The organism is Bradyrhizobium sp. CCBAU 51753, from assembly GCF_015291565.1.
GTDB classification, from domain to species: domain Bacteria; phylum Pseudomonadota; class Alphaproteobacteria; order Rhizobiales; family Xanthobacteraceae; genus Bradyrhizobium; species Bradyrhizobium ivorense.
The window spans coordinates 4,037,192-4,063,672 of sequence record NZ_CP030037.1 but is presented as its reverse complement, the minus strand read 5'-3'; the positions used below and the strand labels follow the sequence as shown (position 1 = coordinate 4,063,672).

Genomic DNA, 26,481 nt, shown 5'->3' with positions numbered 1-26,481 from the left:
GCTGATAGGTGTTTCTCGCGTGAACCTGTCGCCGCAAACGCTCTAGCGGTTGGCGGCGTTTCCACCACCGCTCAATTCTCGCTCATCGGATTGGAGGTGTGAAATGACCTCATTCGAGCCATGGCCACAGCGGACGGCGCCTAATTTTTATGCCGGAGTGGACGCGTCGTTCAGCGCGCCCGGACAGTCGAACAAAGAGTTCTTTACCTCGCAACTTTCCCTTCAAGCGGAGCAAGTGCAGGAAGTATGTCTGCGCGATCCGCCTGAGACGAAAGTCGATCTGCGTGACTCGATCCCAAAGAGCCTCCAATCGCCTTTTTCGCAGAATGTCGTCCTCGGTCCGGACGTCCACTCTGACAAACCGCATGTGGTCGATATTCAGTTCAAGCAAAAGAGCGGCGCTACGTATATCTATCTAGTGACCGCAAAAAAAACTGCTGACAGCGCTTTGATCGAGGCGCGACCTGCAGGCTCAAGCGGGGCCGCTTTTGCATTCATGCGGGTCAAGGTCGCTGTGCCTGAGGTCGCAAAAAGCGTCAGCGACGCCACTGTGAGATTTGACGCAGCGGCGGCGCTGAAAGACGTCTACGCTGGATTTGTCGAGGGCCTCGCACCCCACACGACGGAAACGGCCAACGCCTTCAAAAAGGCTTTGGGAGGCTCGCTGGAAAGCGTAATTCCCGGTGGCAACGTCGTGCTTGGCGGCAAGTTTGCGGAGGGCTTCTTTAGGGGACTAAAGGAAGGAGGAGAAGCGTTCCTCAACATGTTGAAAGACGCCAAGAACCTGGCCTTTGACGCGAAATTCCGTGATGAGGTGATGAAGAACGCTGCGGAAATTATTGGCCCGATGTCGGAGACGCTACTCCTGATTCAGACAAATCCGGGCAAATTTTTTGCACCGCTGGCCGCCAATGCGAAGCCCATTGGCAAGGTGCTGGGTGACGAGCTCGGTAAAGGAGTGAGTGAACAGATCGTCGGCAAGACTAATTCCGAGCTCTTCCAATGGGCTGGCCGTCTTACCGGCCTGGTCGCCTTCGAAGTCATTCTGCAGGTCGCCACTGATGCGGCCGGGATCGGCGTGGTTCAGGGCGTGAAATGGATGGGAGAAGGGGCCGGCATGATTGGCCGTCTGCTGCCCAGGCTGAAGGGTCTGCTGGTTGCGGCGGAAGAGCTCAAGAACGTACTTCGGCTCAAGTTTCAGACGCGAGCTGCAAGGGAGGCTGCGAAAGCTGCCGAAGAGGCCGTCAAAGCTGCCGAGGAGGCGCAGAAGGCCCTCAAGATGGTCGAGGAAGCCGCGCGGGGCGCTGGCAAGCTTCCACCGGGTTACACCCCGCCGACTCACCAATTGCCGCCACACGTTCCCCGGGGAGGATTGCGTCCCGGACCGGCTAACGCAGCCAGTTACGGCGAAAGCGTCGTAGAGCCGGAGGTCCTCAGACACTTCTTGCCGGACCATCTCCAAATGTCGGCAAAGGCCATCGGGTTTGACACCTGCGACCGTGTCGCCGTGGTGGGTACGCGCTTGACCGAAGAGGTGCGAGCAGGACAGACGATAAGGGTCTACGAGGAGCGGATCAGAGGTGGAACGTGGACCACCATAAAGGGTGTGTCTCGACCCGATAGCAGATTGATTAGGGAAAATGTGGAGTTGGCCGTCCAGAAGGCGTCTGAGGGACTTAAGCTAGCCAGAGCCAACCAATTCGAACGAATTGAGGGAAATATCGCCTATCGTACTGTTTATGCAGGACAGCCGGACAAGATTCTGATTGTCATCAGGTTGGAGACTGGCACGCCATTTGGTTACGAGCCGGGCTTGGGGCTCGAACAGCTGGCGGCGAAAGCAATTAAGGAATCTCCTTACCGCAGCGATATTCCGGCGGGAGTCGAGGTCGTTGCTGCAATCGTTCGCGTCGGCCGCCCATGACCTTGGCCCGGAGAGCTTCTGGTTCGCCGAAACGCGGAGCTTTTTAGTATGCTTCATCGTGAAGCCGCCAATTTCGGCCGCTTGCTGCTGATGTTGTCGCGGTGGGCATGTGGGCAACGCGATTGCGGGTGGGTAGGCCGGCGGGATTTCACCTCCGGCCTCTCACAGAACTGAGCGTGAGACTCTCGCCTCACTCAGCTCCCATCAGGCAAACACGCCGGTCAGTCCGAGACGCTTCTTGGTATGAATAAGTGCAGCGGCGAGCGAGGCCGAGGTGCGCCGATCGCCGCCGACATCCTGGCCAGCTGAAATCCGGCAAGCAGCTGAAAGCGTCGTTCCAGAACCTGGCGAAGGAAACCATCGCCATCCCGATGCCGCTCAACGATTTCGCGACGGTGTACGACAAGATCAAGTAGCCGCGCCGGCGCTAGCGCTCGCGCTTGTAGAGGAATGCGTTGTCCGCCTGCGGCATGCCGATCGACTCGTAGAACGACGTCGCGCCCGGCGCTGACAGCAGCAGGCACATCGACTCGGGGCCGGCGTGGCGCCGTGTCTCCTCGATCAGGCGCTTGCCGATGCCGTGTCCCTGATACGCCCGATCGACCGCAAGGTCCGACAGATAGCAGCAAAAGCAAAAATCCGTCAGCGCGCGCGAGACGCCGACCAGCTTGCCGTCCTTGCGCGCGGTGACGATGAGATTGGCGTTGGCGATCATCCGTCCGATCCGGTCGCTGTCGGTGATCGGACGCCGCTCGCCGAGGCCGGACTGGCGCAGCACGTCGATGAACTCGTCGACCCCGATCGACGGCTCGCGGGAATAGGAGATCGCATCCATCACTTCACCTCTGTCGCAAGATTCCGGCGCGGGCCGGCACGTGACAATGGTGGATTACGCTCCGCCGATCCACCTGCAGACCGCAGCAGCCAGCGCATGGCACATCTCCGCGCGACTGCGAATCTCGTCGGGATTTCTTGACGGCGGTCACGCCATGCGGCGGATTGGCTGGGGAACCTGGATTCGAACCAAGACAAACAGAGTCAGAGTCTGTTGTGCTACCGTTACACCATTCCCCACCGAAGTAGCTGAAAAGGCTTAGCTTTCTTCGGAAGTTTTGCAAGCCGGGCCGATGGTTTTGCAAACGGCGCGCTTTGCAGGCGCCCATATAGCCGTCCCGGCGTTCGCGGTCTAGTCCTTCTTGTCGCTGCTCACAAGCCGTAGCCGCTGCTGGCCCTCGGCGCCGACCTTCATCTGATCCTTGAAGCGCATGTAGTGCTCGACGTTCTGGCGCGACATGCCGATGTCGTTGGCGATCTGGTCGACGTTGTAGCCGACCTCGGCCCGGGCCAGGATGCCGGTTCCGCGCAGGCCGTGGATTGTCGGGTGGTCGGCGTCGTCCGGATCGATATCCCATTCGTATTTCTTGACCTGGGCAGCGACCCATTCCTTCCAGCGGCGGCGCAGCGCGCGGCCTTCCTGCGTGTCGGCCAGCCAGCGCCCGTAGCGGGCGCGCAGGCCGTCCGCGGTGTATTGGGCACCCTTCGGCGAGTAGAGGTAGAGGTCCCCCCGGAAGCGGTCGATCGGCTTCAGCCAACGGGTGTTCGTGAAGGTCACCGGCGTCTCGGCCCAGCGGTCGAGCTCGAGCGCGTCGGCGGTCGCGAGCGGGATATGAAACGAGCGTCGCCGCTTCCGGGTCTTCTTCGGCCGACACCAGATGCCATTGTGCTCGCGGTGCTCTGGTCCCATCCGGATCAGGTCGCTGATCCGCTGGCAGGTCATGATGCCGAGCCGCTCCATCCTCACCAGATCAGGCCAGGCGTGCGTGCGGACATCTTCGATGACCCACGCCGGCCACGGCACATGGCCGCGATCGGGGACGTCCAGATCCTTCACCTTGTCGAATGGATTGATGGTGGCGAGACCGAGCGGGATCGCCCAGTCCCAGATCGTGCGGCCGACCGACAGCATCTGGTTGGCCATCACAGGCGTGTCCTTCATGGCATCGCGTGCGGTCTGAACGACCAGAGGCAGCAGGTCGCGGACCGCCACGAGGCCCCAGTTGTCGCGATCCTCGAAGCGGCGCATCGTCACTTCGTAATTGGATTGCGTCCCATCCGAGTTGCTCTTGAACTCCTCGCTGTCGCGGTAGCGCGTGACTAGATCGCCAACCGAGCCGGCGGGATATGTGGTCGGTGCGGCGACGCGCCGGCGCTCCACCTCTGTCCAGAACGCCTTCGGATCGGTGTCGGCGTTCGGCAGCTTGATGCGGTCGCCCTCGCGATCAGTGCCGCGGCCAGGGTTCCAGTAGTAGTAGGTGTAGACCTTGCCGCCCTTCTTCTTGACGGTGGTCTTCTCGACCCCCTCAGGCAGCATCACGCCGGACACCCTTCTTCTTGCCAAAGTTCAGCGCTCCCCGCATGGCCGCATCGGTTGTGTCCGACGCCGTCCGGCCGGAGAGCTTACGGTCAACGTCTTCCCAGCGCCAGCGCGGGGTCCCGCTCGGGAAAGTGTCACAGGCAGGGGGAAGCCGCCCCTCCTTTACCCATTGGTCCCAAGTATCTGGAGAGATTTGCAGTTCTGCGGCTCCGGTCTCGCGGCCGACATAGGCCGGGGTGCGGTCGCCGCGGAGAAGATTCTCGGATTTACGCGCCGTCATGACACATCATTTCCACAAGGTTCTTTGCTTTCAACGAGCCCCGACGTGAGGGAATTCCCGGACCATCAGCTGAGGCGGAATCGGCTTCTTGCCCGTCATCTGCTTCATGAAGAAGGCGGTCATGTTGACCTCGCACTGCCACATCGCTTGCTCGGCCCATTCGGCCGGCATGTAGCGCGCGCCGTGCCCGCTCTCGCCACCGCAGATCAGCCAGTCAGGCGTCCTGAAGACGTTCCCGACGACGACGCCGTGAGGAACCAGCGGACCGATGGCTGGCTCATAGCTGATGAAGCGAACCGGCACATTGCTCTGCGCTGCCAGCAGCGGCCATCGCCGATCATATCGTTCCTGGTCTTCGCAGGTCGTACCGAGCCAAACGTTCAGCCAAGGCCCTGTCGGAAACATCCGCACCAGGTTTTCGGGCCGCTTCGTGAGCAGCAGCCAATCCAGCTCCGGTGTCGCCGCGATCAGATCGAAGAGATCCTTGCGCCAATCGTCCGGCACCTGGTTGTCGAACACGTCGGCAAGGCTCGCGCAGAACACCCGCGGGCGACGGCTGGCACCGCGCGCAGCAGCCGCCCACTGCCGCGGCTTCTTCCAATTCGCCGCGCTGGTGCGCTTGCGCTCGCCGTGCGGCCCCCATTCGACCCACCCGTAGCGCTTCGCCAGCGATTCTGCGTAGCAGCGATCGCAGCCAGGCGAGACCTTCTGGCATCCGATCCACGGATTGAAGGTATGGTCAGTCCACTCGATCTTGCTGTTCTCGGCCATATCAATCCGCCCTCGCCGGTCCGTACCAGCAGTTCAGGCAGATGCTGTCGTCGAAGCGGTCGCTGCTCGGCCGATACACGCGCGCGCCGCACTTCTGGCAGAAGAAGGTGCGCGGCTGGCGCGGGTATGTTGACGGTTGCTTCATTCGGCGCGCGCCCGGTGCAGGTATCGACAGTCGTCGCTCTTGTCCTCGCAGGTCTCGCCGCAGCCGCACGGATTGTTGGCTTGGTGCTGCTCGGCCTCGCGACGCAGCCGGTACATGATCTTGCGGTGACGATTGTTCTGCGCCCGCCAGGTCTGTGCGAGCGTGCCCTGAGCCGCGAGCTCCTCGATGAGGCTACCGGCCACGCCGCCGGGCCCGATGCCCAGCCGTTGGCCGAGCTCGTCGAGCAACGCCTTCGTCTCGGGCGTGACTTTAACCTTGTTCAAGGCCTCGGTCCTGCCGTCGAGGAACCTGACCGGTGGCTCGTAGTCGTCGGGCACCGCAACATTGAGCCATCGGTCGAGGTCGATCATCAGAATGGCCCCTCGTCATCGTCGTCATCGCGATGCGGCTCGTCATCTTCGGTCGGACCGAAGCCATCCTCTGCTGGCGTTGACGCGCGGTAGGTAAGTCGCGACGGCGACTGATACGGCTTGTTCGCCTGCATGACGGTTGCCTCATCCGTCAGGCGGAACGAGAAGATCGAGGCACCGCTGTAATAGTGCGTCTCCCAGGCCAGTATGGGCTCGGATCGCTCCTTGGCGCCGACGGCCTCGAGGTAGGCCTGCTGGTTCTCGAAGCTCGGTACGTCGATCCGAAGCATCTTCGTTCCGAAGCGCTCCTCCTCGCGGACGCGGCCCCAATGTGAGCGGTGGCCCATCACCTCGAGGTGAACCCATTGCCAGCCGTTATCGGCGGAGGCAGCTGCAGGCTGTTCGATTGTCGCGGTATCGTTCATGTCAGAGCTCGAATGTTGATTTGTAGAATCGTGGTGAGGTTGATCGCGGAGTTGGGCTTGGCCGCTCGGTGTCTTTGATGACGCCTTCAGCTTTGAAGAAGCCGTAGTATTTGTTGACCGTCCGGGTCGCACATTTGAGCGTGCGCTCGGCATCCCTCGATCGCGTGCCGGCCCTATAGGCCACTTTCAGCTGAGCGATCTCTGCATCGGTCAGATGGGTACCCTTTGACCGAGGCTTCTCCCAATCGTCTTTCGGCTGGGTAACCATGGTCAGCGCTTGGCCTTCTTCGCAGGCATCTTCTTCAACTTCGCCGCCGACGCTGGCCCGTCATAGAACGCCGTCCGCATCTCTGGCGGCAGATAGCCGGCCTTCCCGCCGGCGTTCGATTCCTTCACCAGCTTGGCCGCCAGCTTGGCGAGCTCGGACTTCTTCTCCTTGCCGGTGAACGGATACTTCGGGTCGCAGAGCTTGATCGCGTCCTGGCAGGCCTGCGCGGTGACGCCTGCGAAGTAGTCGGCGGCATCGAAGCCGGCGCGCAGCGCGGCGTTCAACTTCTTGGCATCAAGCGCCTCGAGCAGCGCGCGGTCGTTGTCGCTGTTCCTGGCCAGCGGCAGGTTGTCCTGGCTCTGCGCGCCGATTGAGATAGAATCGGCCGCGACGCTCGCGAGCACCGTGAACAGCTCGACCGTGCTCTTCTTGCGCATCAGCTCCAGCTGCGCCGCGAATTTCGTCTTGCCGGGGCTGTTGTCGCCGCGAATGTTGATCGGGGAATCGTAGCAGGTCAGCGCCGCGCAGACCGCGGCGAGACCGAGCGTCTTGTCGGACTTGAGCACGTGCTCGGCGGCCTTCGTGATCTGGTCGGTCAGGCGTCCACACAGCGCCGCTGAGATCGCAACACCGCCGGCGGCCTTGGTCGCTTTCTTCCGCTCGGCCGCGGCCTTCTGCGCAGGCTTCTCGACACCATACTTGATGTTGACACGGCCGTTGTAGTCGATGTCGACGATCACGCCATACTTAATTCGATCATCGACTTTAATGTCCTTCTTCGCCTTGGATGACCACCACGACGAGCCCGACGGCAGCTCGGAATCGAGGGAGACCCATTTCCACCCCTCGGCCTTGAGCTCCTCAATCCTCCTCTCGAGCTTCTCGTCGTAGAGCTTCTTAAGCAGCTTGCTGTCGGTCGCGATGCTGGTCGCATCCTTCGCATCGGCGAACAGGTCTTCCGTCGTCGCGCCGCCGGCCGCCTTGTAGGCGTCCATCCCGACGAACTCGAGCATGGCCTCGATCTTGCGGGATTCGCCGAGAACGGCGGTTCGGACACCCCAAGCAGTTAAACCGTGGCTCTTCTTCAGGGAGACCAGCAGCGCGGCCTGTCGCTTCTGATCCGTCTCCAGCGTGAACGCGCGCGCCACATCTTCGCTGATCTTGCCCTCGCGCCAGGCCTCCCGGACCTCCGGAGCCAGCTTGCCGAGCGCCAACGACCGGGTGATCTCCTTCAACGAAATCCCGTAGCCGCTCTTGATGTCTTCCGGCGACTTGCCCTCGTCGATCAGCTTGGCGATCGCCTCGAACTCGTCGACCGGATGCATGTCGTCGCGCATCAGGTTCGTGGTCAGGCTGATGTCGGTGGCGTCGGCGACATTGTTTTCCCGCAGGATGCAGGTGATCGGCGTCGCCTTGTCGAACTCGCCGTCCATGGCCAGCTTCTGGGCGGCCGCAAGGCGCTTGCCGCCGTCGGTGACATAGAAGCCCTCCTCGCCGTTCTTGCGGACCAGAAGCGGCATGATGATGCCCTTCTGCCGGATGCTGGCGAGCATTCCCTCCTTCGGCGCCCTGTCCGTCTTGCGGACGTTGGCCGGGTCGATCTTCAGCTGCATCAGCTTGGCTTCGATGATCTGCATGCGGGACTCCTCAATGTGCTGCGGTTTCAATCGTCGTCGGTGGTGCGGCCGAGCCGCGTGACTCGCCCCTCCCAGTGGGCCGCGCCGTTTGGAATCCGGGTCGTGCTGCCGGTGTGGATCGGGAGCAACTGCTCCTGACCGTCCCAAAAACCGTAGCCGGCCCGGAATGCCTTGCGCCCGCCCTTGGTCAAGCCAATCGGACAGAATGTGAACCAGCCCATATCGATGAACTGCGCGACCGCGACTGGTCCGAGATACCGCTCGACCCTGGGATGAAGGCGCGCTTCTCGGCTCATTTTCGCTTCGCCTTGTTGGCGGCCTTGGCCTTCGCGGCCTTGCGGTTGGCGTTGAAATCGAGCCGCAACTGCATGGCCATGCGGGCCACCGTCGCGTAGGTGCGGCCCGGAAGCAGTGCCGGCACGTCGACAAGCAACCGGCCGGTCTTATGCGCCTTTTGCAGGATCGCCTTTTCAGCGTCGGTCCACGGCTTGCGCTGCTTCAGGCCGAGCTGGCTCGCCATCGAAAGGATTGCGCCACGCGAGCGGTCCAGCTTCTGCATAATCTCAGCGACTGACTGGTTCGCCGTGTACATGGTCGTCAGCGTCTCGATATCGCCGTCAGTCCACGGAACCGCGCTGTTCCGGCTGATGCCGTGCTTCTGGGCAAACTTCGTAATACCCGTGACCCCGCGCTCGAACCCGGCTGCCTTCAGGTCGGCGATGATCTCGCGCGTGGTTTTTCCCTCGTTCAGGCCGGCCAGCGCGATCTTGGTCTCGTCGTCCGTCCAGTAGTTGACGCGGTCGCGGGTGATGCCGAGCGCGATCGCGCGCATCTGAACGGCAACCCTGCCGCGGCTGAAGCCGTTCTCGGCCAGCTTGGTCACGATGTCGATGATACGGGTTTCCTTGCCGTACTCCTCGACGAGGATGGCGTCCTCTTCGGGCTGCCAACCCAGCATGGCCTTCTGGCTGATCAGGCCGAGCGCATGGGCGCGGGTCGAAATGCCGCTGGTCGACACCTGCAGGCCGGCCGCGGCGAGTTGCGCGCCGATCTCGGCGAGCGGAGTGCCGACTTCGTAACCGTCACGGATGATCTTGTCGTGAGCCTGCAGCCAGTCGATGCCGCGGCCGCCGGTGCGCGAGACCTGCCTCACCCGGAGCTCAGCCGGCTCAGAGCCCTCGGGCGCATCGTCAACCTGCGCCAGCATCGCGATCGCATCCGCCGCGCTGACCTGAGGCGGCGCCTCGATCTTGGGAGCCTCGCCCTTGTGCCTGGTCTCGACGCCACCGGCTTTGAAGCGGGACCTGCCGGCGATATTGAAGGCCGGACCGATGCCGATGAACTCGCCGTCGGACAGCGTCCTCAGCGCACGGCTGTGGCCCGAGGTGAAGCCGAGCACGTCACCGGCGCGCTCGAGGTCACGATCGAAGATCGTCCGGCCGACGATGATATTGGTCGGCTTGGCAATGACCGGCGTCGAGGTCTCCGCGATCCGGCTGGTAGCGACGATGCCGGCAAGACCGCGCTTGCGGCCCCGCGTCATGGCATCCGCGAGCGCGCGGATCGTTCGCTTCCTGGTCTCGACCTCGACGTCGCCAGGGTCGTATCGCGGCGCCAGCGACTGCGTCTCGTCGATCAGCACCAGCATCGGGAACCAGAGTTCGGCCGGCGCCTCGACCAGCGCTGTGACCAGGTCCGCCACGATCACGAACCGGTCTTCGGTGGTCGCGTCCGACAGGTCGAGGATGGCGCTGTACCTGTTGCGGCGGATATGCCGGCCGAAGGCTTCGCCGCCGATCCGCTGCACGTCCGCGGCCTTCACGACGGCGACGTCGAACTTCTCCGCGATCGTCGAGAACTCACCGTCGACGTCGATCAGGAGCTGCTGGACCCTACCCCAGGCCTGCTCGAACAGCCGGCGCAGCAGCATCGACTTGCCGGCGCCGCTGTTGCCCTGGATCAGAAGGCGGCCATCGACGAGCTTGTCGAGACTGACGCCGACCTGGTCGCCGTTGGAGCCGGTGCCGAGGTGGATGTCGCCGTCGCGGACCTTCCGCGGTTCCGGCTTTACGATCGGCGCCGGTGCCCCCGATCCGCCCGGTCCGAACCCGCGGCCTTCGCCGCGCAGGGCCTCCGCAAACTTGGCATCGATCACGGTCATGCGGCCTCGCTTTCGTCGGCGGTCGCCGCGAGCATGATGCTACGGTTGTGGACGCTGTGCGGATTGCGCGGGATGCCAAATCTTTCGGTCAGGGCCTCGGCGATGGCGGTGAAGCCATGCCCGGCGATCCGCATCTCGGTAAGCATCGCGTCATGTTCCGGGGTGTATGGATTGATCGTGATGCCGTTGCGCTGATACGGCTTGCGGCCGTAGCTCGGCGGCTTCTTGGATAGGAGGCCATTGCAGAGCGCGTACCAGTAGACGGTGTTTTCCTTCAGGCTGAGCCGGCGCGCGATCTTGGCGGCCGTCGGCTTCTGCATCGAGGCGAACAGCTGCTCGATCTTCTCCCTGATCTCGTCGGTGAGGACGCGGCCCTTTCTCATTCCATCACCCCGAAGCAGTCCGGCGTCGTGCAGGCCGCGCGGACGTGACCGTTCACTGAAGCCCGCGACCAACGGACCTTCCCTTCCTTGCAGGCAGGGCAGTCGAATTCGCCGGACTTGCCCCATTCTGGCTTGTTCTTTTTGTCGCGTGAGGAGCCTGGGATTTGCGCGAGCACCACGAGCATCCGGGCCATTCGCTCTTTCCGCCACGCCTCCCAAACCGCGCGCTCCTCGTCAGTGTGTTCCTCGCGTTTGTCGCACGCGACCTGCTGCGGGCTCGCTGGCATGCACGGCGACGCAGCGCCTGGTGCAGAGAGGTCGATACCGACCGCGCAGCGCGGGCCGGTCCCGGGACCGAGACCATTCACGTAGTCGTAGTGACGACAGTGTCGGCTAGCAGGTTGCGGCCGCGCAAATCTGTTGCTGGTCATGAGATCACCCATCCCTGCAACATCACGGTGCCGTGCTGCTCATTCAAAAGTGAAGCATCACCGCTCGCCGCCGGTGATGTTGGGCGCGCGGGCGGTGTCGCGCGCGGGTCTGCGCCTTGGGGGTAGGCCGCGGCGGGGCTAGTTCCGCGGGCGAGGCAGATTCCTTCGGTCACGATCCGATCTCCCGCAGCGCGGTGTCCCGCGCGTTGTTCAATTCGGCCATAGCTTCCGTGCTGCCGCCGCGATCCGGATGCCGATCGCGTGACAGCGCCTTGTAAGCTGTGTCGATATGAGTTCGAGAGACCGCGGGCACGTCGGCCAGGTCGAGGATTTCTCGCCAATGCTTGCCCTTCGGCGACGGCAGCGCCTGGAATCCGGTGAATGTCGCGCGCACCAGCGCCAGGGTCCCATGCCGCAGCTCGACCCTGCGCGCCTCGATGATGTGATGGATGGCCTGCAGGTTCGCGGCTGGGGTCTCATAACGGTCGACGGGAATGCAGACCTGAAGACCGTCCCACGAAAACCAGACCGCGACGCCAGGATCGGCCGGCCGCTTGCCGGTGTTCTCCGTTAGTGGGTTCAGGTCGATGTTGCTGGACAGCACCGGGCTTTCGATCTTCCGGTTGCTGTCCTTTGCAAAGGCTTCGAGGCTCTTGCGGACATTGCGGAGCGCTGTCTCGAAGTCGGAGCGGAAAGCGCCTGAGGTGCGGCTGCCCTTCCAACGGGGGAAGCCGGCCGGCCAGTGGAGCGGGAAGGCGCGAACGGACTCGGTCACAGCTGCACCGTCCTTCCCGGCTTCGCCTCATAGGCGGCCTTTGCCGCCTGGATGGTCGGGAAGCACTTGCCCTTGAGCCATTCCATGAAGGCGCGGTATCCGGGGTGACCTGCGGCCTGGAATTTTTCGACGCCGTCCCACCACTCCTTCGGCGACGCCATCTCGAACAGCATGCCCTTGCAGTGCGGACAACAGGGCAGCCCGCCGAACGGCCCCCGCCCCCTCGACCCGATCTTCTCGATGCCGTCCCACCAGACGCAGCGCGCGCCGTAGACTATGCGGGTGTCCTCGATCGCGGTCCGCTCGATCATTGTTCACCTGCCAGCATGGAGCATGCGACGATCAGGCGCGCGGCCGCCACGACGCCGAGAACGATCACCGAGATCGAGACGCATCCGATCAGCGGCCAGCCGACGAGCCACACCCACGACCAGGCCGAGGACCAATCGAACACCGGTCCCAGGAAGATCAGATGAAACAGAGCGCCGACGGTGACGGCATAAGCGCCGAGGCTGACGGTATTGGTCATGGCCACGCCGCCGCCTTTCTCCGCTCCTCCAGGTGATGGCGAGCGGTGAACTTGGTGTCGGCGTCCATGTCGGACTTCCGCACGATCCAGTCGAGATAGTCGCCCGGCAGGTCTTTCCACGCCTGACCGCGGTGCTTGCCGAAGGTGACGCGCGGCAACAACGACGGCCCCGCCGACCATACGATCATGTCGGCCAGCGACGCGCCGGCCTTGAAGGCCTCGACCAGGATGTGCGCAGTCACATAGGCATCGGGAGCGGCTCGGTGGGGGGGCATTGCCAAGGCGTCATCGAGCTCGATGCCGAGGTAGTACCGGAGACATTGGTTCGAATGGCTCGGGCATTCCGGCCAGAGGCGGCGGCCAACCTTCAGCGTGCAGATCCAGTTCTTGGCGCCGCCCGTGAAGAACTCGCGCTCAAACGCCATGTTGTGGGCAACGAAGACATCGACGCTCGGGTGATTGAGGGTGATCAGGCCGGTATCGATCGACGGTGCGTCGACCAGGTCGCGATCGCTGATATGGTGAATCGCCCTCGCCTCCGGCGGCATCGGGCGGTTTGGATTGACGAGCATGCCGACCGGCTGACCGATCTTGTCGCCGTCGCTCGTGTCGACATCGCAATAGCCGATCTCGCACAGCGCCGCCTCGGGCGGCATGCCGGTGGTCTCGAAGTCGACGACACGGAAAAGCATCAGATGGTCTCCACGGAAGGTGCTGGACAGTCGCGCGCGAGCTGGTCGAGCGATCGCGTGTCGGTCGGCTCGAGCCTGATGCTGGCGAGGATCTGCAGGCCTTCGCAGCCGACGCGGGGATCGTCGAAAAGGATCTGTGGCGCCGGCCCGCGGACACCACCGATCCAGCAGAAGGTGCGAGGGCGAAAATCCGTCATGCATGCCCCGCTGGTGTTTGCTGGGCCGCGACGCGCGGATGCTTCAGCCAGCGCTTGCGGTGTTCGAGCAGCGCGATGGCGAATGCCTTGGCCGCCTTGCTCGAATGATGAGCGAGCAACTCGCCGAGGATGTTGCCCATCGCCTTCGCTGCTTCATTGACGTCAACCTCAAACGGCGCCGACGGATCGCCGCCCTCGCTGAGGGCAGCGCGGAGACGGCATTCCAGGCAGTTGCACTTCTGCTCGGTCACGACTCGTGCCCCGGCGGTATTGTCAGACCACAGAACCCGCGGCGAGCGGCTTTCGCCTTCTCGAATTCAGCCTCGGCGACCGAGCGTGGCTCCTCCCAATAGCCGCCCTCCCAACCATCTTTCTCGTCGCCGGTCATCGGCAGCCACGTCGCATCCGGTGGGATGTCTTCCCCACGGTCAGGACCTGACGCGGTCCTTAGAACTTTGTCGTCTTCCGTGTCAGGCCAGAGCTGTTTCGGCTTTCGTTGCTCCGGCTTGGGATCGCGCCAGCGCCACGCCATGCATTGCGAGCCGATGCAGCCCCATGGGCCGCTCGTTCGGATACCGACTCCCTCAGGGGTTCGGAGCTCCGGAACGCTGAACGTGTGGGGACAGGTTTTGCCTTTGGCCTGATCTTCCGTCATTACCGGCATGGCGAGACCTCCGGCAGCAGCGTCGCCGTCGACGTCGGCGACTCGGGCGCAATAGAGCCTGCCGCGGACTCGGCGAGCGCTTTTGCCTGATTGTCGATGGGCGGTACTCCACCGATGACTGCGCCGCTGTCCCTGCCCGCGGCAGGTTTCTCGTGAAGCTGCTTGCCCCGGATCTCGTCGTGCAGCGTCGAGACCAGGTAACCCTGCGCGGATCCGTCGTTGGCGCGCCAGAAGCTCATGGCGAGGTTCAGCGTGTACTCGCCCTCGACCAAAACATTGAAGTCGTCGAGCTCGACATAGCGGAGCCCAAAGGTTTTCAGCGCCGCGAGGCGCGAGGCGCTCGCCGGCTGCGCCTTTTGCCAGCCGCGGTGCCGCTCCTTGAGACGGTCGGACTGATTGATCATGACGATCGCCTCTCCAGCTTGACGATGTCGAAGCCGATGCCGTTGAGCAGGCGGCGGAACGAGCGCGCCGCGGCGATCCAGGGCGACTTCTGCCCAGTCGAGCGGTCCGCCCAGAGCGGCCGCATCAGACCATGCCGGTACCGCAGCAGCGCTTCGCCGAGAGCGTCGACGATCTCCTGGTCGGTCTGCTCGGCGTCCCAGGCGAGCAGCGCCTCGTCGGCGCTGTCGAAGACCTTGCCGGTCGACAGGTGGTAGGTCTGCGAAACCGTCTCGAACTCGCCCTCGGCATCAGGCTTGAAGCCCTCCCAGACCACGGTGATGCCGGGGCAGTTGACGACGTCGAAGGTCTGGCGAACGAGACCAGTGCTGCTGATCTCGGTCGCCCGTGGCCTCGTGATCATGACGGTTTCGGCGGCGCTCATGACCGGTCGGCGTCCCTGATCTCGGCGCACTTCTTGGCGAGCTTCTCCTGCTGCGCCTCGCGGGCATCGGAGCCGACATGTGCCTTGTTGCGCAGCGTCTTCTCCTCCTTCCAGCGCGCCTCGCCGGCGGTGGCGTCGGTGAGCGCGGCAATCCAGGCGTCCGAGTATTTGATGTACTCGGCCTCGGTCTTCGGCGCCGTCATGTTGCTGGCATCCGATTCCGGGCCCGCGGCCGCCCCGTCCCCTTGCTTGGGAGGGCTGGGGTTCGAGGCGGCCTGGCCCGACGCAACGGTTCCCGGAGGGGTGTTTTCGGTCGGTTGCGTCGAAGCTGTGGAATTGGTGGCGGAGCCAGCCTGGTCAGGACCCGAAGCAGTCTGTTGCTTCTGGTCGGCTGGCTCCGCCGTCCCCGCGCCAGCGCCTTGCGAAGGTGCTGCGGCTTCGGCCTGCGCGGTGGATTGGGTGGTTTCCTTGACCTCGCCGGTCTCGGGGTCGTGTGAGGCGCCCTTCGGCGGGAATGTCTCGTCGACGGTCGCCATGCCGTCGGCGATCGCCTTCATCATGGCGATGACCTTGGCGACGTCGGGCGCCGTCCAGTCCTTGGCGGACTTGCCGGTGACGGCCTCGACCCGCGACAACTCGACGCCGAGATTGCCGATGCCCTGGACGGTGCGGTCGCGGTAACCGGCGAGGTTCTTGCCGATCTTCTCGACGAGCGAGCTGCGCGCGGCATCGAACGCGTAATCCGAATAGGTCTGCAGCGCGTTGACGACGACGTTGCGGATGGCCTTCGAGACACCGATCTGAAACGCGATGTCGAGCTTGCGCGCATTGTCGTCGCCGCCGAGCTTGGAGCCGCCCTTGTTCTGCTGGAACGGCCGCGTCAGCGCATAGCCGGTCTCGAAGTCGGTGAACCGGGCATAGATCAGCCAGCTCGTTCCCATGTCGATGACGCGGGTGTCGACCTCGCAGTTGCCGTAGATCCGGGCGACATCGTTGGCGAGCTTGATCGACGCTCCCTCGATGTAGTCGGTGACCCACTCCTCCTTGCCGGTCTCCTTGTCCTTGACTTTCTTCCGGACCGGGAACCGATAGAACCAATCGTCTCCGGCAGCGGCGCCCAGGGCGGCCAGCTTCTGGAACACGCGGGCCTCGTCGCGGTAGACTGCGACCTGCTGGGCACCGAACACGCGATCGCCGGTCGAGGCCATCGGCAGGACGGACGGCGCCTGGACCTCGCGCACCGGGGCGCTGGCAAAAGCATCCAGCGCGCTGCGCCGCTCGGTCCGGTCGTCAACATCAACGTTCGACATTTCGAAATACCTCCTGTTCAGCCGCGGAAGCGCGACCTGTTGTCATTGAAGATGCGGGCGCCCTTGATCTGGCGGCGTCCGGCCTTGATGAAGGCGCGCAGCGCCTGCTCGATCGAGGCCTGCGCGATGAACGGCCGCAGCGTCTCGAGGTCGACGGTGTCCATGTCGAGCTGGTCGAAGGTCCAGTTGTCGACCAGCGAAGCCGTGCCGGCCTCTGTCTTGACGATCCCCATCGAGGACGTCGGCGCGGCCGCCGCAGCAGTGGCCCGGTTTGCGAAATCGGCCAGCGCGTTGGACTGCGTGACCGCGGCGGCGACCGCCTGCACGTTGCCGGACTGCACGGTCTGTTCGACCTGGCGCTGAGCCGCGGCCGCCTTGGCCTGCGCCTCGGCCGCGGCCTGGTCGCGCGCGGCCTGCTCCTTCGCCGCCTTCTTGCGCTGATAGGCTGTCGAGACCTTCTCGAGGTCGGTCTTCAGCGCAGCAAGGGTTGCGCCGAGCCCATGCGCGAAGAACGACTCCAGTAGCGTGTTGGCGTCGAGGAACGGCCGCTTCGCTTCCTTTTTCTGCTCGTCGATCCGCTTCGCCAGCTTGATGATGCCGCTGGCAGCCTTGGTGATCCTGGCGAGGTCCTCATCATCCTCGGCGACGTTGGGAAGATCGAGGCAGTCGTTCTCGATCTCGGCCACGTCCTGGACCAGGTGCAGGAAGTCGGCGGTCAGCTGATCCTTGGTGACCAGTGGCGGCGGGAGGTTGTCGGTCTTCTCGACCTTGCGGGCGACGGCCATCAGCCACCTCCCTTGAGGACGCGCATCACGCGATAGGAGCTCGGCGCGACTTCGTAGCCGGCGCGCTCCTGCGTCTTGTGGCTGACGCGGCGGCCGTCGGCGAGCCGCGCGATCGCGGCCTCGCCCATCTTGCCGGCGATCGCGGTCTTCGCCGTGCCCTCGTCCTTCTCCGCGGCCTTCTTGCGGGCGCGGGCATCCTCGAGCCCGTGCACCAGACCGGGCAATTCGTTGTCATGGCTGAGGTCGATCTCGATCCCGTTGTCCTTCGGGAACAGCAGCTTGACCACTTCCTGGTCGCGCTCGACATCGATCGGCGGCTGGATGCCGGTGTCGAGATAGTTGCGCCAGAATGCGCCGACGCGATCGCGGATCACCGCCTCCGCCGGCGCGTTGCGCTCCAGCGGAATCGCGTAGAGGTCCCACCGGAAGGTGTCGACGACGAGCGCTACGATCATGCCGCGCGCGGCGTCGGCCAGCATCGTCTCGGTCAGGGTTTGCAGCTGGTAGGCCAGCGGCGCGTTGATCGGGCTATGGGCATCCTCGGGATCCGCGCGCCAGTAGGAATCGAACACCGGCCGCGCGATCACCTTGGTCTGGACGACGGTCACGCCGTCGAGGCCGGGGATGATAGCCGCGCCGTCCGGCGTCGCGCCGAGGCGCAGCTCGGTATCGCGGATGTAAACCTTGGCACGTCGGACCTCCCACTCGGGATATTCCCAGCCGATCGCCTCGAACACCGCAGCTTCGCCCCAGAGGCCGCGCTTCATGGCCTCGGTCATCTCCTGCGGCCCGATCTTGCCGAGCTTCTCGGCCCAGACCTTGGTCGCGGAGCCGAACATGCCCTCGCCGCACACCGCCGGCACGTCGCTGGCGGTGATGTCGCGCTGGCGAAGCGCCAGCCAGGTCGCGCGGTCCTTCGCGGGATCGATGGGGTATCGCTCAATTGCCATTGGTCACCTCTCGGGCGATCTGCTCGCGGATCCAGCCAACCAGCTGCCTGCGCTCGTGCTTGCGCTGGCCTTCCTCCATCACGGCGGTGTTGCTGTCGATCAGGTCGAGCAGCGGGCCGAGCGAGGCAACATCCTTGCTGAGCCGCGCAATCTTAATCCGCTTGAAGATGTTCTCCTCGGCCGGCGGGGCGAGCAGCTCGAGCTCGGCGAACAGCCAGGTCGTGCGGATGAAGAACGGCGGCTGGTCCTTCCGTGCCGGCGGCGCCGCGCGCTGGTCGTGCTCGGCCAGGATCGCGGTGGCGGTGGTGAGCATGCGGCTGAGATTGCTCATCGGTCTCCCCACGACGGGTCGACGCTGGCCAGCACCTCGCGCTCGCGGCGGATCTTATCCTGATCGGCGCGGATCGTCTCGATCGTGCGCTCCTTCAGCCAGAACTGAAAGACGATGTGCATTGAGCCGTCGCAAAGCGTTTTCGACAGAACGTGACCGTTGTCGTTCTCGCCGTGGTCCTTGACCGGCAGAGCGATAAGGTCGAACTCGTCGCGCTTCCTCATCAGCACGTAGATCAGCGTGCCGCCCGGATACACGCCGACAAAATCAAAGTCCGGTTTGGATTCTTGGAGCCGCTTGTTCATGCCCGCCTCTTTGGGGTGCTCGGGAATGGGACCACGTTGCTGACCGTCATTCGGTGAGCGAGGATCATGCGAGTAGCCGCGGCCATGCCGCCGCCGGTGCCCCTGAACCCGGGCGGCAGTGCGCCGACGTGCACCTCGAATGACTTCTGCCACTCCTCCAGCTCGACGATCGGCAGTTGCTCGCCTTCCGGCGTTTTCGTGAACTGCTTCCGACCGCCGCCGCGCAGGCCGGTGGCCTTCAGCCATTCGTCCTTGTCGATCGTGTAGGACGCCGGCCCTGTGTCTGGGTGCTGGTGAGGCTCGCTTCCACCCTCATGGGAGTGCCTGATCGACTGGCCATGGTTTGCGCGCGGGACGCTGATGATAGCGTGCTCGTGAACTTCGAGCTGTCGCTGGTCTGGGCTATGTCCGAACAGATCGCCGGTCATACCCGCCTCCCAGGCGTGGTCGGAAACGCGCGTCGCTCGATCGAGCCGGACGGCAAAGCCGGCAAGTTCACCACGTTGCCCTGGATGTGCACGGGCTCGGCCTTCACCTCGCGCCGCGTCCACCGGGTGAATTTCCGCATGGCGTGCTCGTAGCCGAGGCACCAGCCGATCGCGGCCAGCGGACCGCCGATGAAGCCGCCACCGATCATGATGCCGGTGATGGTTGGATGATCGAGCGTGAAGAGGAAAAGCTGGTCCATCACGCCGCCTCCCCGACCGGCCGGCGGGCTTCGAAGAAATCCTTCGGCTCACGGTCTCGGATGTAGATACAGGCGAGACTGTTCCAGGTGATGAACAAGGCGTCACCGACGAGGCTCAGTGGCTTGCGCGAAACCACGTCAAAGGCCACCATCCCAGACAGCATTCCGAGATAGACGAGCCGCAGCATTGGCCCTCTCCATGCCTCGGCCATGGCGTTGTAGACCCGCAAGCTGTGCTGCTGAGCCGCATACCTGCCCGCGGTCCATATCCCCATGATCGCGAGGCAGAAGACATCCAGCCATCCAAACGGCGGCCAGCACAGTTTCTCGCAAACGATGACCGCAAACATCACGGTCGCCGCGTAGATGCCGGGGTCGCCGCGTAGATGCCGGTGCGGTCCCAGATCCACAGATAGGCTTCCTGCGCCAGGTCGATCGCCATCTCGTCGAAGCGGAGAAGGGCCTTCAGCATCACGAGGCCCTCCCTGCTTGGAGGGCGGCATCGGACACGAACTGCTTGCCGTCATGCGGTGGATAGACGATGCCCTCGCCGTATCGCCATTCGAAATTCGTGAAGTCGCCGCCGTCGGTGATGATGACGCGCCGGACAATGCCGGTCTTCGCTGCGACGCTCGACGTGTAGTGCTTGGCGGCTTCGACGGCCTCCTTCGGGCCGACAAAACTGCGAACGACCTCATAGGAGCCGTCCTCAAAGAACTGACAAACTGAAAATTCGCCGGTCATCTGAACGCCTATTGCCGGGGTGGCGGGGCGGCCCGATGCCGCCCCGAGGTGCATCAATCCATCGACTGCCGCGCCAGCTCGGCGTAGGGGTCGTATTCCCGCGCGATCCGGAACTCGTATTCGCCGGGCGGCAGGTCGATCGACTCGTGGGTGTCGTGGTCGCGCTGGTGATCCAGCGATGTCGGATTCTCCAGGATGGCGTAGAGAATCCTCATTCCCTCCGGCGGCCGGTCCAGCACCATCACCTCGGCGCCGTCGCTGCGGGACAGCACGTGATGGTGGCCGGTCTCCGAATGACCGATTACGAGCTTGCCCTTCTCCAGGGCCAGCGGCGTGCAGCCGGCGCGCGACTCCCGCGATGCCGGCACATCCCCGATCCGGCGGATCGTGATCTCGCCCTGGGCGGCGGTCTTGAGGAAGGTCTTCATCATTCTCTCTCCTGGGGGTTACGCCCGTACCTCGGGCTTGACGAAGTCGCTTGGCTCCAGGCCGACGATCCAGGCCTGGGCATCGAGTGCTTTGGTGATGTGCGGCGGGATGCCGATCGCGAACTCGCGGCCGGTGCCGCAGCGGACCCGCAGGAATTTCGCGGGATCGCGGAGGTCTGGCAGCCGGACCTCGACGAGCTCGCCGATCTGCGGGTCAGGATCACGGTCGATGGTCTTCGCCTTCAGCTCGGACAGGATGCGCGACCAGCCGAGGATCTCGCAGGCGGCCCGGCGCAGCTCCATGTTCTGTTCGCCGAGCGCGACCGCCGCCGTCAGCGCGGCTTTGTCCTCGATCCATTCGGCCGGGATTTTCGTGCCGTGCCAGTAATACAGCGACCAGCCGTCGCGCCAGCGGTGTGAGGGGCCGGTCTCACAGTGCGGGCGATTCTGTTCGTCCTTGAGGATGATCTCCGGGAAGTCGGAGACCAGGCAGAATTCCTCGTGCATGATGCGGAAGCCGCCATGAATTGCGGCCTGCTCCCAGTGCGCGTAGGCGGCGTGTTCGCGAAGCTCCAGCCCGAGGATATCGCGGCAGGCGGTGATGTAGCCGTCGTAGCCGGCCCACATGTTGCCGCCCTGGTAGTTGTTGGCCCAGCGGTTGGCGCATAGGAGCCCGAAATCTCCCGCGAGCGCCTTACAGGCGCGAGCGGCAAATTTTTCTGCGTCGTCGGTCGCGTCGTCGGTCGCGGCGCGGGTCGCGTCGTCGGTCGCGGCGCGGGTCGCGTCGTAGGTCGCGGCGTAGGTCGCGGCGTAGGTCGCGGCGCGGGTCGCGTCGTCGGTCGCGGCGCGGGTCGCGTCGTCGGTCGCGGCGCGGGTCGCGTCGTAGGTCGCGGCGCGGGTCGCGTCGTCGGTCGCGTCGTAGGTCGCGGCGCGGGTCGCGGCGCGGGTCGCGTCGTCGGTCGCGGCGCGGGTCGCGTCGTCGGTCGCGGCGCGGGTCGCGTCGTCGGTCGCGGCGTAGGTCGCGTCGTCGGTCGCGGCGCGGGTCGCGTCGTCGGTCGCGGCGCGGGTCGCGTCGTCGGTCGCGGCGCGGGTCGCGGCGTGGGTCGCGGCGTAGGTCGCGGCGTCGGTCGCGGCGCGGGTCGCGTCGTCGGTCGCGGCGCGGGTCGCGTCGTCGGTCGCGGCGCGGGTCGCGTCGTCGGTCGCGGCGCGGGTCGCGTCGTCGGTCGCGGCGCGGGTCGCGTCGTAGGTCGCGGCGTAGGTCGCGCGCACACCATCCTTCGGATGCTTGCGCGCGTACCAGATGGCTGCAGACGCGCCATAGGCGAACGCCATCACCAGCGGCGACGGCACGATCACGACGCGCGGCTTCTTCAGACCGGCGACCTCATACAACCCCTCGATCGCCGGGATGATCTTCTCGGGCTCAATCGGATCGGTCCGCATGGCCCGGGAAATCCATAGCCTGGAGTGCTCCTCCATCAGCTTCAGCTCGCGGTCCGTGACCCCGCCGTGCGCCTTGGTCTTGGTCCGGATGATCTTGGTCATGACGCAACCCCTTCGATGCAGGCTGCAACTGCCCTGCCCCACTCACCACTCGCGCGGTCCATGTTTTGCCAAACGGCGCCCTTCTTCTGCAGCTTGTCCGCTAGCCAGGCGAAGTCGCAGGCGTAACAGATCGCGTGAAGGAGGATGCGCTCGCCGGACGAACAGACGCCGTCGCACTGACGAACGAGCTTGACGAAGTTGCCCTGATCACAATCGTTGAAGTCGACGATCAGTGTGCGAAGTGAGCGCCAGCTCGACGCAGCATCGAGATATTCCGACAAGCCTAGCTTACGGAACATGCACCGGGCGGGCTCTCCCGCTTTGAACTCTGCGAAGGTCATCACGCCGCCCTCGCCTGCTGCTTGTCGACGATCGGCGAGGCCAGCAGCCGGAGCGTCAGCTCAACGGCAGACCACATCTCCTCGTTTGTCTTGGACCGATCCAACGGGAGAGTGACTGAGCGCTCCTCATCGCCGTCGGCGACGCCGATGTCCCAGACCAGCCCGACGCCGAGCTTCACGTACAGGACGGCCCGGCCGATCTCCTCACCATTGAGCTCGAGCTTGATGGTCTCGCAGGTGCCGTACATGCCGATCATCCGGGCGATCTGGATCGCCGGTTCGGCAGGTCGGTGGCGCGGTGCGGTTCGCATGAAACCCTCCCAAGGTCTGGAGGGATCATATGCGGGTATTTACCCGCGTCAATAGGGAAGCGGGTATAAACCCGCAAATTATTTTTTTTGGCCCCGTCGCGCGCGCGTATACGGTTCCCTTGAGATACTTCCCGTATGGACGGTGCTTCAAGCACCGTCCCAATACGAGGATAGATTAGTTATCTATTCTATATGGTGCAAAAGCCGCGCCACAGGCTTCGGGGACAAAATGGACATTGGGGTCATGTCCGTCCCTCGAGCGCGCCTGAAGGGCGCTCAAGAGTATGTTACTTGGCGACGCAAGGGGTGCTGGCGGTGCTCTTCCGACACTCGGCCAACGTCCAGTATCGGCGCTCTCTCCCGGACTGAAACTGGATGACCGTTCCAGCAGGCAGCTTGCTGTCCGGTAAAGCCTGCAGATCATCATCCAGACAGTGCATCATGTTGCTGAACGACTTTTTCGGTGCGGCTGACACCCTGTCCTCGCAGGCCTTCCACATCGTGGCCGGCACAGTCTGTTTCAGCGCCGCGGCTCGATCCATCGCTTCCTGCTCGTTCATGAGACAGATGTCCCGAATCATGTTCACGTAACTGTCGGTTGGGGCTCTGCCCGTCGCCTTCACCTCGGCTGCAGCGTCCTGAGCGACGCCGTTACAGGCCGCGACCGAGATCTCGTTCGTCGCCTTTCGGAACTCGGGCTCTGCGGCGCACGCCGATCCTGCGAAGCCGCTCGCAGCGAACCCGGCTATCCCAAGCCAAACCACGGTCTTTACGGCGCTCATTGTGGCCTCATGTCGATGACCCTCGCGGCCCAGCGGATCTTTGCGTCGCGGATCGGCGGCTCGGTGTTGGAGAGCAGTTCGTAGGTTCCCGCGCCGATGCGCTTGATCTTCTTCACCAGCGTGCGGCCATCCTCGAGCTCGAGGACGCAGAGCTTGTTGACCAGGTCAGGGGTGATCGCGCGGTGCTCGTCGTTGAAGAAGACCAGCCAGCGGTCGAACAATTCGCCGAGGCTGTCACCTCGGATCTCCAGCGCGCGCGTCAGCGGCGTCGCATTGCCCGGCGCCGGCACGCGGTCCCACTCGTTTTCGTTCAGCGGCAAATAGACAGCTTCCGCGCCGGCACGGACGAAGCCAACCAGCGGCACGCCAGAGCTGGCGTTGAAGCCATCGATGGGGGTCTCCCCGTCGAAGGGCGAATCCGGTTGGGCCAAATAGCCGAGGAGAGCCCGCTCCTCCTCTCCATCACCGGTCAAAAGCCAGGCCTTCGATGTCCGCAGCACGGGAGCCAGCTTTTCCAGCGTCTCCGTAGAGACACCGCGCTGCTTGCCGTTTTCAACGTTCCTGCGGATGCTTCTGATGGTATCCCTGGAAAGGCCGGCCGCGATGCTCGCGGCGTTCTCGCTCATCCGTAGAGCCTTGAGCCGCCTCGAAATTCTGCCGATGATCGCCTTGCCGGATGCCTTCATGCGCGGGATTATACCCGCGCCGGTTCCAGTGGCGTGAGCGGACATATTCCCGCTCCGTCTTGACGACGCGGGTAAATACCCGCATAGTCCAGCAGCCATGAAGCTCACCGACCAGCTGTTAACCGTTGCGGAAACCTATTGCAGCGCAAAGGAAATTTCGCTCGCGCGGGTTTCGACGCTGATCTTCAACGACGGCAAGAGATTCGCCGCGATCCAGCGCGGCGGCAACCTCGGCACCGATCAGTTCGAGAAGGCTATTTCGTGGTTCTCCGAGCGCTGGGACGACAATACGCCCTGGCCGATCGGTTTTCCGCGACCGAAGGTGCCATTGCCCGAGCGGAGCGATTCATGAGCCCTCGCCCGCTTCAGCAGGATGGCAAGCCGCCAGCAGGCGCAGCCCAGCAGCAGAATGCAGGCAGTGTGCAGCAGCAGGATCGTGACGAGCACCGGATCGTTCAACATCGGTCGTCTCCTTTCCCGCGCATCCAGCCACTACCTGCGCGCGAAGTCATGCCATCGATTTTTCGGAACATTGAAAGAACCAGGAGTTGGGGGACATGCAGAAGCTGGTGCTGACCGAGATCCAGGCGTTCACGAAACGCCTTGTCCGGCAGGCGATCAATGCGCTCGGCGGCAACCGCGCCGCGGCCGAATTCACCGGGATCGAGGGCTCCGAGCTGAGCCGCTTCGCCAGCGACGACGTCGATCGCCACATCTCGCTGTGGCGCGCCATGGAGTTGGACGCCGCTGCCGGCGATCCGATTCTGAAGGCCTGGGCGCGGCGCCGCGGTTACGAGATCCTGACAGCCGACGAGAAAACCGAGCTCGTCGACAACGTCAATAAGCTGGTCGGCAAGCTCGCGCACGCCACCGCCAATCTGCAATCGCATGCCCTGGAAGCCGCATCCGACGGCAAGGCCACCAACAACGAGATCAAGGAAACCGAGGTCCGCGCCGGCGCCGTGATCGACGTCGCCGAGGACACGGTGCGCGCCATCACGAGGCTGCGCGTGGTCGGCTAGCCGCGCGTTCCTGTTGCGTCATCACGAGTAGCGGCGCCGCAGCGGTCCTGCGGCAATAACGGGGCGATGCCGCGTGCGGCAGGACTCCGTCAATCGACGGGGCGAACTCCATGATTGAACCAGTCTGGACTGATGACCGCGTCGAGCGGCTGAGAGGACTTTGGGCCAAGGGTCTCAGCTGCAGCCAGATCGCGAACGAACTGGCCTGCGGCTTCACGCGCAGCGCGATCATCGGCAAGGCGCATCGCCTGAAGCTGCCGGCGCGCCGCGATGCGAGCGCCGGGCAGCCATCAGCGAGACCGGCCGCGCCGCCGCGGCCGCCGAAACCAGGCAAGATCGCCTCGGTCTCGCAGATGCCGACCTTCCGGCCGAAACGCAACCAGTCCAACAGTCCCGCAATCCAGCGCGAGATCGACGCCGCCGAGCCCGGCGTCGACGCCAATCTAACTGGCAAGCCCGATGGCCGCGGCATCAAGCTGCATCAGCTGAGCGACCTGAATTGCCACTGGCCGCTCGGCGATCCCCTCACCCCTGAATTCGAGTTCTGCGGCGGCAAGGCCGTGCCCGGCCAGCCGTACTGCGCCGCTCACTGCCGCATCGCCTACCAGGCGCCGGTAGCGCGGGTGCGGACGCCGGAGGATCTGGCGCCGAAGCTCAATCGCGCGCGGCCGAACAACTATTACAAGCGGTGAATGCCAACTAAAGGAGCCACACATGGCACGCAAGAAAGGTGACGGCAGTAAAAGCAGCGGCGCATCAGCGGCGCCGCGGCAGACGCTCGAGGAGCTGACCGACGACCAGCGCTATTCGCTGCTGGAACAGCACCGGCAGACCCATGAACGACTGCTGGCGGCGAAGAAGGCGGCGGACGCCGCGCTGCGCAACCACGGCAAGATCGTCAAGGCCGACCTCGGCAAGAACGGCATGGACCAGATCAAGTGCCTGATCGAGGCCTCGACGCCGGAAGGCGAGAAGGCGATCCGGGCGCGCATCGAACAGGACGCCCAGGTGCTGCGCTGGCTCGGCGTTCCGATCGGCACGCAGGCCGACATGTTCCCGAGCGATGACCGCACGCCGCTGGCCGAGCGCGCCTTCAACGAAGGCAAGCGGCAGGGCCTCGCCGGCGAGAGCTGCAACAATCCGCACCACGTCACGACCGAAGCGCACCGCGAGCACAACCGCGGCTATGGAATCGGCCAGGAGCAGCTGGCATCCAAGGGTTTCAAGAAGCTCGAGGACAATGAGGACGAGGAAGGCGACGGCAAACCCAAGGGCTCGTTCGTCGACACGATGCGGGCACAGAACGATGCCGTCCAGGAGGCCATCAAGAACGGCACCATCGACCAGCTCGGCACCAAACGCGGTGCCGCCGCCGTCGACAGCCTTGCCGCGCACTGAGG

At 64.3% G+C, this 26,481-nt stretch carries 43 protein-coding genes, 1 tRNA gene and 1 pseudogene; 6 read left to right on the top strand and 39 right to left on the bottom strand.

Translation table 11 applies throughout. The annotated features are described in order from the left end of the window. The first annotated feature begins 103 nt into the window (after positions 1 to 103). Together XH93_RS18180 and XH93_RS18175 are read left to right on the top strand one after the other, a co-directional pair. Positions 104 to 1,924 carry a hypothetical protein gene (locus tag XH93_RS18180; RefSeq protein WP_194474596.1) on the top strand — a complete coding sequence of 607 codons (1,821 nt, stop codon included), beginning with the start codon at positions 104 to 106 and terminating at the stop codon, positions 1,922 to 1,924. Between the two features lie 279 nt (positions 1,925 to 2,203). Then, positions 2,204 to 2,340 (top strand): annotated as a pseudogene (locus XH93_RS18175) (invasion associated locus B family protein); the annotation flags it as partial. Positions 2,341 to 2,351: 11 nt separating this feature from the next. On the opposite strand, the gene XH93_RS18170 reads toward XH93_RS18175, so the two are convergent. The 39 genes from XH93_RS18170 to XH93_RS17985 all read right to left on the bottom strand — a co-directional run bounded on the left by XH93_RS18170 (position 2,352) and on the right by XH93_RS17985 (position 24,104). Beyond that, complete coding sequence (locus XH93_RS18170) at positions 2,352 to 2,759, bottom strand: GNAT family N-acetyltransferase (RefSeq protein ID WP_194474595.1); 408 nt, start codon at positions 2,757 to 2,759, stop codon at positions 2,352 to 2,354. 165 nt (positions 2,760 to 2,924) lie between these two features. Beyond that, positions 2,925 to 2,998 (bottom strand) — tRNA-Gln (locus tag XH93_RS18165). A gap of 112 nt (positions 2,999 to 3,110) precedes the next feature. After that, positions 3,111 to 4,298 (bottom strand): hypothetical protein, encoded by a 1,188-nt coding sequence (locus XH93_RS18160; RefSeq protein ID WP_194474594.1) that lies wholly within the window; start codon positions 4,296 to 4,298, stop codon positions 3,111 to 3,113. After that, on the bottom strand, positions 4,285 to 4,578 hold the full coding sequence (locus XH93_RS18155) for an AlpA family transcriptional regulator (RefSeq protein WP_194474593.1): 294 nt from the start codon (positions 4,576 to 4,578) through the stop codon (positions 4,285 to 4,287). Before XH93_RS18155 ends, XH93_RS18160 begins: the two co-directional genes overlap by 14 nt. A gap of 30 nt (positions 4,579 to 4,608) precedes the next feature. Then, positions 4,609 to 5,349, bottom strand: coding sequence for a DUF5131 family protein (locus XH93_RS18150; RefSeq protein ID WP_194474592.1), 741 nt, complete (start codon positions 5,347 to 5,349; stop codon positions 4,609 to 4,611). Position 5,350: 1 nt separating this feature from the next. Further along, positions 5,351 to 5,494: a hypothetical protein gene (locus XH93_RS18145; RefSeq protein WP_194474591.1), complete on the bottom strand. Its 144-nt coding sequence runs from the start codon at positions 5,492 to 5,494 to the stop codon at positions 5,351 to 5,353. Further along, complete coding sequence (locus tag XH93_RS18140) at positions 5,491 to 5,865, bottom strand: hypothetical protein (protein ID WP_194474590.1); 375 nt, start codon at positions 5,863 to 5,865, stop codon at positions 5,491 to 5,493. Before XH93_RS18140 ends, XH93_RS18145 begins: the two co-directional genes overlap by 4 nt. Then, positions 5,865 to 6,290, bottom strand: coding sequence for a hypothetical protein (locus tag XH93_RS18135; RefSeq protein WP_194474589.1), 426 nt, complete (start codon positions 6,288 to 6,290; stop codon positions 5,865 to 5,867). Before XH93_RS18135 ends, XH93_RS18140 begins: the two co-directional genes overlap by 1 nt. Position 6,291: 1 nt before the next feature. Further along, a complete protein-coding gene (locus tag XH93_RS18130) occupies positions 6,292 to 6,558 on the bottom strand; it encodes a hypothetical protein (RefSeq protein ID WP_194474588.1) in 267 nt (88 codons plus the stop codon). Between the two features lie 2 nt (positions 6,559 to 6,560). Next, positions 6,561 to 8,195 (bottom strand): ParB/RepB/Spo0J family partition protein, encoded by a 1,635-nt coding sequence (locus XH93_RS18125; protein WP_194474587.1) that lies wholly within the window; start codon positions 8,193 to 8,195, stop codon positions 6,561 to 6,563. Positions 8,196 to 8,221: 26 nt separating this feature from the next. Further along, the gene (locus tag XH93_RS18120) at positions 8,222 to 8,491 is read right to left on the bottom strand and encodes a hypothetical protein (protein ID WP_194474586.1); all 270 of its coding nucleotides are present in this window, start codon (positions 8,489 to 8,491) and stop codon (positions 8,222 to 8,224) included. Further along, the gene (locus XH93_RS18115; protein ID WP_194474585.1) at positions 8,488 to 10,356 is read right to left on the bottom strand and encodes a helicase HerA domain-containing protein; all 1,869 of its coding nucleotides are present in this window, start codon (positions 10,354 to 10,356) and stop codon (positions 8,488 to 8,490) included. The genes XH93_RS18120 and XH93_RS18115 overlap by 4 nt, the downstream gene beginning before the upstream one ends. After that, on the bottom strand, positions 10,353 to 10,739 hold the full coding sequence (locus tag XH93_RS18110; protein ID WP_194474584.1) for a hypothetical protein: 387 nt from the start codon (positions 10,737 to 10,739) through the stop codon (positions 10,353 to 10,355). The genes XH93_RS18115 and XH93_RS18110 overlap by 4 nt, the downstream gene beginning before the upstream one ends. Next, the gene (locus XH93_RS18105; RefSeq protein ID WP_194474583.1) at positions 10,736 to 10,933 is read right to left on the bottom strand and encodes a hypothetical protein; all 198 of its coding nucleotides are present in this window, start codon (positions 10,931 to 10,933) and stop codon (positions 10,736 to 10,738) included. Before XH93_RS18105 ends, XH93_RS18110 begins: the two co-directional genes overlap by 4 nt. A 406-nt stretch (positions 10,934 to 11,339) precedes the next feature. Further along, on the bottom strand, positions 11,340 to 11,774 hold the full coding sequence (locus XH93_RS18100; RefSeq protein ID WP_371815084.1) for a J domain-containing protein: 435 nt from the start codon (positions 11,772 to 11,774) through the stop codon (positions 11,340 to 11,342). A gap of 167 nt (positions 11,775 to 11,941) precedes the next feature. Continuing rightward, a complete protein-coding gene (locus tag XH93_RS18095) occupies positions 11,942 to 12,256 on the bottom strand; it encodes a hypothetical protein (RefSeq protein WP_194474581.1) in 315 nt (104 codons plus the stop codon). Further along, entirely contained in the window at positions 12,253 to 12,474 is a 222-nt protein-coding gene (locus XH93_RS18090) for a hypothetical protein (RefSeq protein ID WP_194474580.1), read from the bottom strand. Before XH93_RS18090 ends, XH93_RS18095 begins: the two co-directional genes overlap by 4 nt. After that, positions 12,471 to 13,130 (bottom strand): exonuclease domain-containing protein, encoded by a 660-nt coding sequence (locus XH93_RS18085; RefSeq protein WP_210340499.1) that lies wholly within the window; start codon positions 13,128 to 13,130, stop codon positions 12,471 to 12,473. Before XH93_RS18085 ends, XH93_RS18090 begins: the two co-directional genes overlap by 4 nt. Positions 13,131 to 13,165: 35 nt before the next feature. Further along, a complete protein-coding gene (locus tag XH93_RS18080) occupies positions 13,166 to 13,363 on the bottom strand; it encodes a hypothetical protein (protein WP_194474578.1) in 198 nt (65 codons plus the stop codon). Next, complete coding sequence (locus XH93_RS18075) at positions 13,360 to 13,614, bottom strand: hypothetical protein (RefSeq protein WP_194474577.1); 255 nt, start codon at positions 13,612 to 13,614, stop codon at positions 13,360 to 13,362. Before XH93_RS18075 ends, XH93_RS18080 begins: the two co-directional genes overlap by 4 nt. Next, the gene (locus XH93_RS18070; protein WP_194474576.1) at positions 13,611 to 14,027 is read right to left on the bottom strand and encodes a hypothetical protein; all 417 of its coding nucleotides are present in this window, start codon (positions 14,025 to 14,027) and stop codon (positions 13,611 to 13,613) included. Before XH93_RS18070 ends, XH93_RS18075 begins: the two co-directional genes overlap by 4 nt. Next, complete coding sequence (locus XH93_RS18065; RefSeq protein WP_194474575.1) at positions 14,018 to 14,431, bottom strand: hypothetical protein; 414 nt, start codon at positions 14,429 to 14,431, stop codon at positions 14,018 to 14,020. Before XH93_RS18065 ends, XH93_RS18070 begins: the two co-directional genes overlap by 10 nt. Then, positions 14,428 to 14,853 (bottom strand): hypothetical protein, encoded by a 426-nt coding sequence (locus XH93_RS18060; RefSeq protein ID WP_194474574.1) that lies wholly within the window; start codon positions 14,851 to 14,853, stop codon positions 14,428 to 14,430. Before XH93_RS18060 ends, XH93_RS18065 begins: the two co-directional genes overlap by 4 nt. Next, positions 14,850 to 16,163: a hypothetical protein gene (locus tag XH93_RS18055; RefSeq protein ID WP_194474573.1), complete on the bottom strand. Its 1,314-nt coding sequence runs from the start codon at positions 16,161 to 16,163 to the stop codon at positions 14,850 to 14,852. Before XH93_RS18055 ends, XH93_RS18060 begins: the two co-directional genes overlap by 4 nt. Positions 16,164 to 16,180: 17 nt before the next feature. Beyond that, the gene (locus tag XH93_RS18050) at positions 16,181 to 16,948 is read right to left on the bottom strand and encodes a hypothetical protein (RefSeq protein WP_194474572.1); all 768 of its coding nucleotides are present in this window, start codon (positions 16,946 to 16,948) and stop codon (positions 16,181 to 16,183) included. Then, entirely contained in the window at positions 16,948 to 17,898 is a 951-nt protein-coding gene (locus XH93_RS18045) for a YqaJ viral recombinase family protein (RefSeq protein ID WP_194474571.1), read from the bottom strand. The genes XH93_RS18050 and XH93_RS18045 overlap by 1 nt, the downstream gene beginning before the upstream one ends. After that, on the bottom strand, positions 17,888 to 18,229 hold the full coding sequence (locus tag XH93_RS18040) for a hypothetical protein (protein WP_194474570.1): 342 nt from the start codon (positions 18,227 to 18,229) through the stop codon (positions 17,888 to 17,890). Before XH93_RS18040 ends, XH93_RS18045 begins: the two co-directional genes overlap by 11 nt. Continuing rightward, on the bottom strand, positions 18,226 to 18,534 hold the full coding sequence (locus XH93_RS18035) for a hypothetical protein (RefSeq protein WP_194474569.1): 309 nt from the start codon (positions 18,532 to 18,534) through the stop codon (positions 18,226 to 18,228). The genes XH93_RS18040 and XH93_RS18035 overlap by 4 nt, the downstream gene beginning before the upstream one ends. Beyond that, positions 18,531 to 18,962 carry a hypothetical protein gene (locus XH93_RS18030; RefSeq protein ID WP_194474568.1) on the bottom strand — a complete coding sequence of 144 codons (432 nt, stop codon included), beginning with the start codon at positions 18,960 to 18,962 and terminating at the stop codon, positions 18,531 to 18,533. Before XH93_RS18030 ends, XH93_RS18035 begins: the two co-directional genes overlap by 4 nt. Continuing rightward, positions 18,959 to 19,222, bottom strand: a complete 264-nt coding sequence (locus tag XH93_RS18025) for a hypothetical protein (RefSeq protein ID WP_194474567.1) — start codon at positions 19,220 to 19,222, stop codon at positions 18,959 to 18,961. Before XH93_RS18025 ends, XH93_RS18030 begins: the two co-directional genes overlap by 4 nt. Beyond that, on the bottom strand, positions 19,222 to 19,572 hold the full coding sequence (locus XH93_RS18020) for a hypothetical protein (protein WP_194474566.1): 351 nt from the start codon (positions 19,570 to 19,572) through the stop codon (positions 19,222 to 19,224). Before XH93_RS18020 ends, XH93_RS18025 begins: the two co-directional genes overlap by 1 nt. Then, positions 19,572 to 19,694 carry a hypothetical protein gene (locus XH93_RS42750; protein WP_256436626.1) on the bottom strand — a complete coding sequence of 41 codons (123 nt, stop codon included), beginning with the start codon at positions 19,692 to 19,694 and terminating at the stop codon, positions 19,572 to 19,574. Before XH93_RS42750 ends, XH93_RS18020 begins: the two co-directional genes overlap by 1 nt. After that, positions 19,694 to 19,966, bottom strand: coding sequence for a hypothetical protein (locus XH93_RS18015; protein ID WP_194474565.1), 273 nt, complete (start codon positions 19,964 to 19,966; stop codon positions 19,694 to 19,696). The genes XH93_RS42750 and XH93_RS18015 overlap by 1 nt, the downstream gene beginning before the upstream one ends. A 53-nt stretch (positions 19,967 to 20,019) precedes the next feature. Then, a complete protein-coding gene (locus XH93_RS18010; RefSeq protein ID WP_210340498.1) occupies positions 20,020 to 20,394 on the bottom strand; it encodes a hypothetical protein in 375 nt (124 codons plus the stop codon). An 18-nt stretch (positions 20,395 to 20,412) separates the two neighbouring features. Further along, positions 20,413 to 21,939, bottom strand: coding sequence for a DUF6745 domain-containing protein (locus XH93_RS18005; RefSeq protein ID WP_194474563.1), 1,527 nt, complete (start codon positions 21,937 to 21,939; stop codon positions 20,413 to 20,415). Beyond that, on the bottom strand, positions 21,936 to 22,280 hold the full coding sequence (locus XH93_RS18000) for a hypothetical protein (protein WP_194474562.1): 345 nt from the start codon (positions 22,278 to 22,280) through the stop codon (positions 21,936 to 21,938). The genes XH93_RS18005 and XH93_RS18000 overlap by 4 nt, the downstream gene beginning before the upstream one ends. Continuing rightward, positions 22,280 to 22,591 (bottom strand): hypothetical protein, encoded by a 312-nt coding sequence (locus XH93_RS17995; RefSeq protein WP_194474561.1) that lies wholly within the window; start codon positions 22,589 to 22,591, stop codon positions 22,280 to 22,282. Before XH93_RS17995 ends, XH93_RS18000 begins: the two co-directional genes overlap by 1 nt. A gap of 287 nt (positions 22,592 to 22,878) precedes the next feature. Further along, a complete protein-coding gene (locus XH93_RS17990) occupies positions 22,879 to 23,373 on the bottom strand; it encodes a hypothetical protein (RefSeq protein WP_194474560.1) in 495 nt (164 codons plus the stop codon). Beyond that, positions 23,370 to 24,104: a phage repressor protein gene (locus XH93_RS17985; RefSeq protein ID WP_246799655.1), complete on the bottom strand. Its 735-nt coding sequence runs from the start codon at positions 24,102 to 24,104 to the stop codon at positions 23,370 to 23,372. Before XH93_RS17985 ends, XH93_RS17990 begins: the two co-directional genes overlap by 4 nt. 52 nt (positions 24,105 to 24,156) lie before the next feature. Between XH93_RS17985 and XH93_RS41915 the strand changes: the two genes are divergently transcribed. The 4 genes from XH93_RS41915 to XH93_RS17965 all read left to right on the top strand — a co-directional run bounded on the left by XH93_RS41915 (position 24,157) and on the right by XH93_RS17965 (position 26,479). Beyond that, complete coding sequence (locus XH93_RS41915) at positions 24,157 to 24,411, top strand: hypothetical protein (protein ID WP_210340497.1); 255 nt, start codon at positions 24,157 to 24,159, stop codon at positions 24,409 to 24,411. A 205-nt stretch (positions 24,412 to 24,616) separates the two neighbouring features. Then, a complete protein-coding gene (locus XH93_RS17975) occupies positions 24,617 to 25,081 on the top strand; it encodes a hypothetical protein (RefSeq protein WP_194474558.1) in 465 nt (154 codons plus the stop codon). A 110-nt stretch (positions 25,082 to 25,191) separates the two neighbouring features. Further along, the gene (locus XH93_RS17970) at positions 25,192 to 25,773 is read left to right on the top strand and encodes a GcrA family cell cycle regulator (protein WP_194474557.1); all 582 of its coding nucleotides are present in this window, start codon (positions 25,192 to 25,194) and stop codon (positions 25,771 to 25,773) included. A 22-nt stretch (positions 25,774 to 25,795) separates the two neighbouring features. Then, complete coding sequence (locus tag XH93_RS17965; RefSeq protein ID WP_194474556.1) at positions 25,796 to 26,479, top strand: hypothetical protein; 684 nt, start codon at positions 25,796 to 25,798, stop codon at positions 26,477 to 26,479. The last annotated feature ends 2 nt before the right edge of the window (positions 26,480 to 26,481 follow it).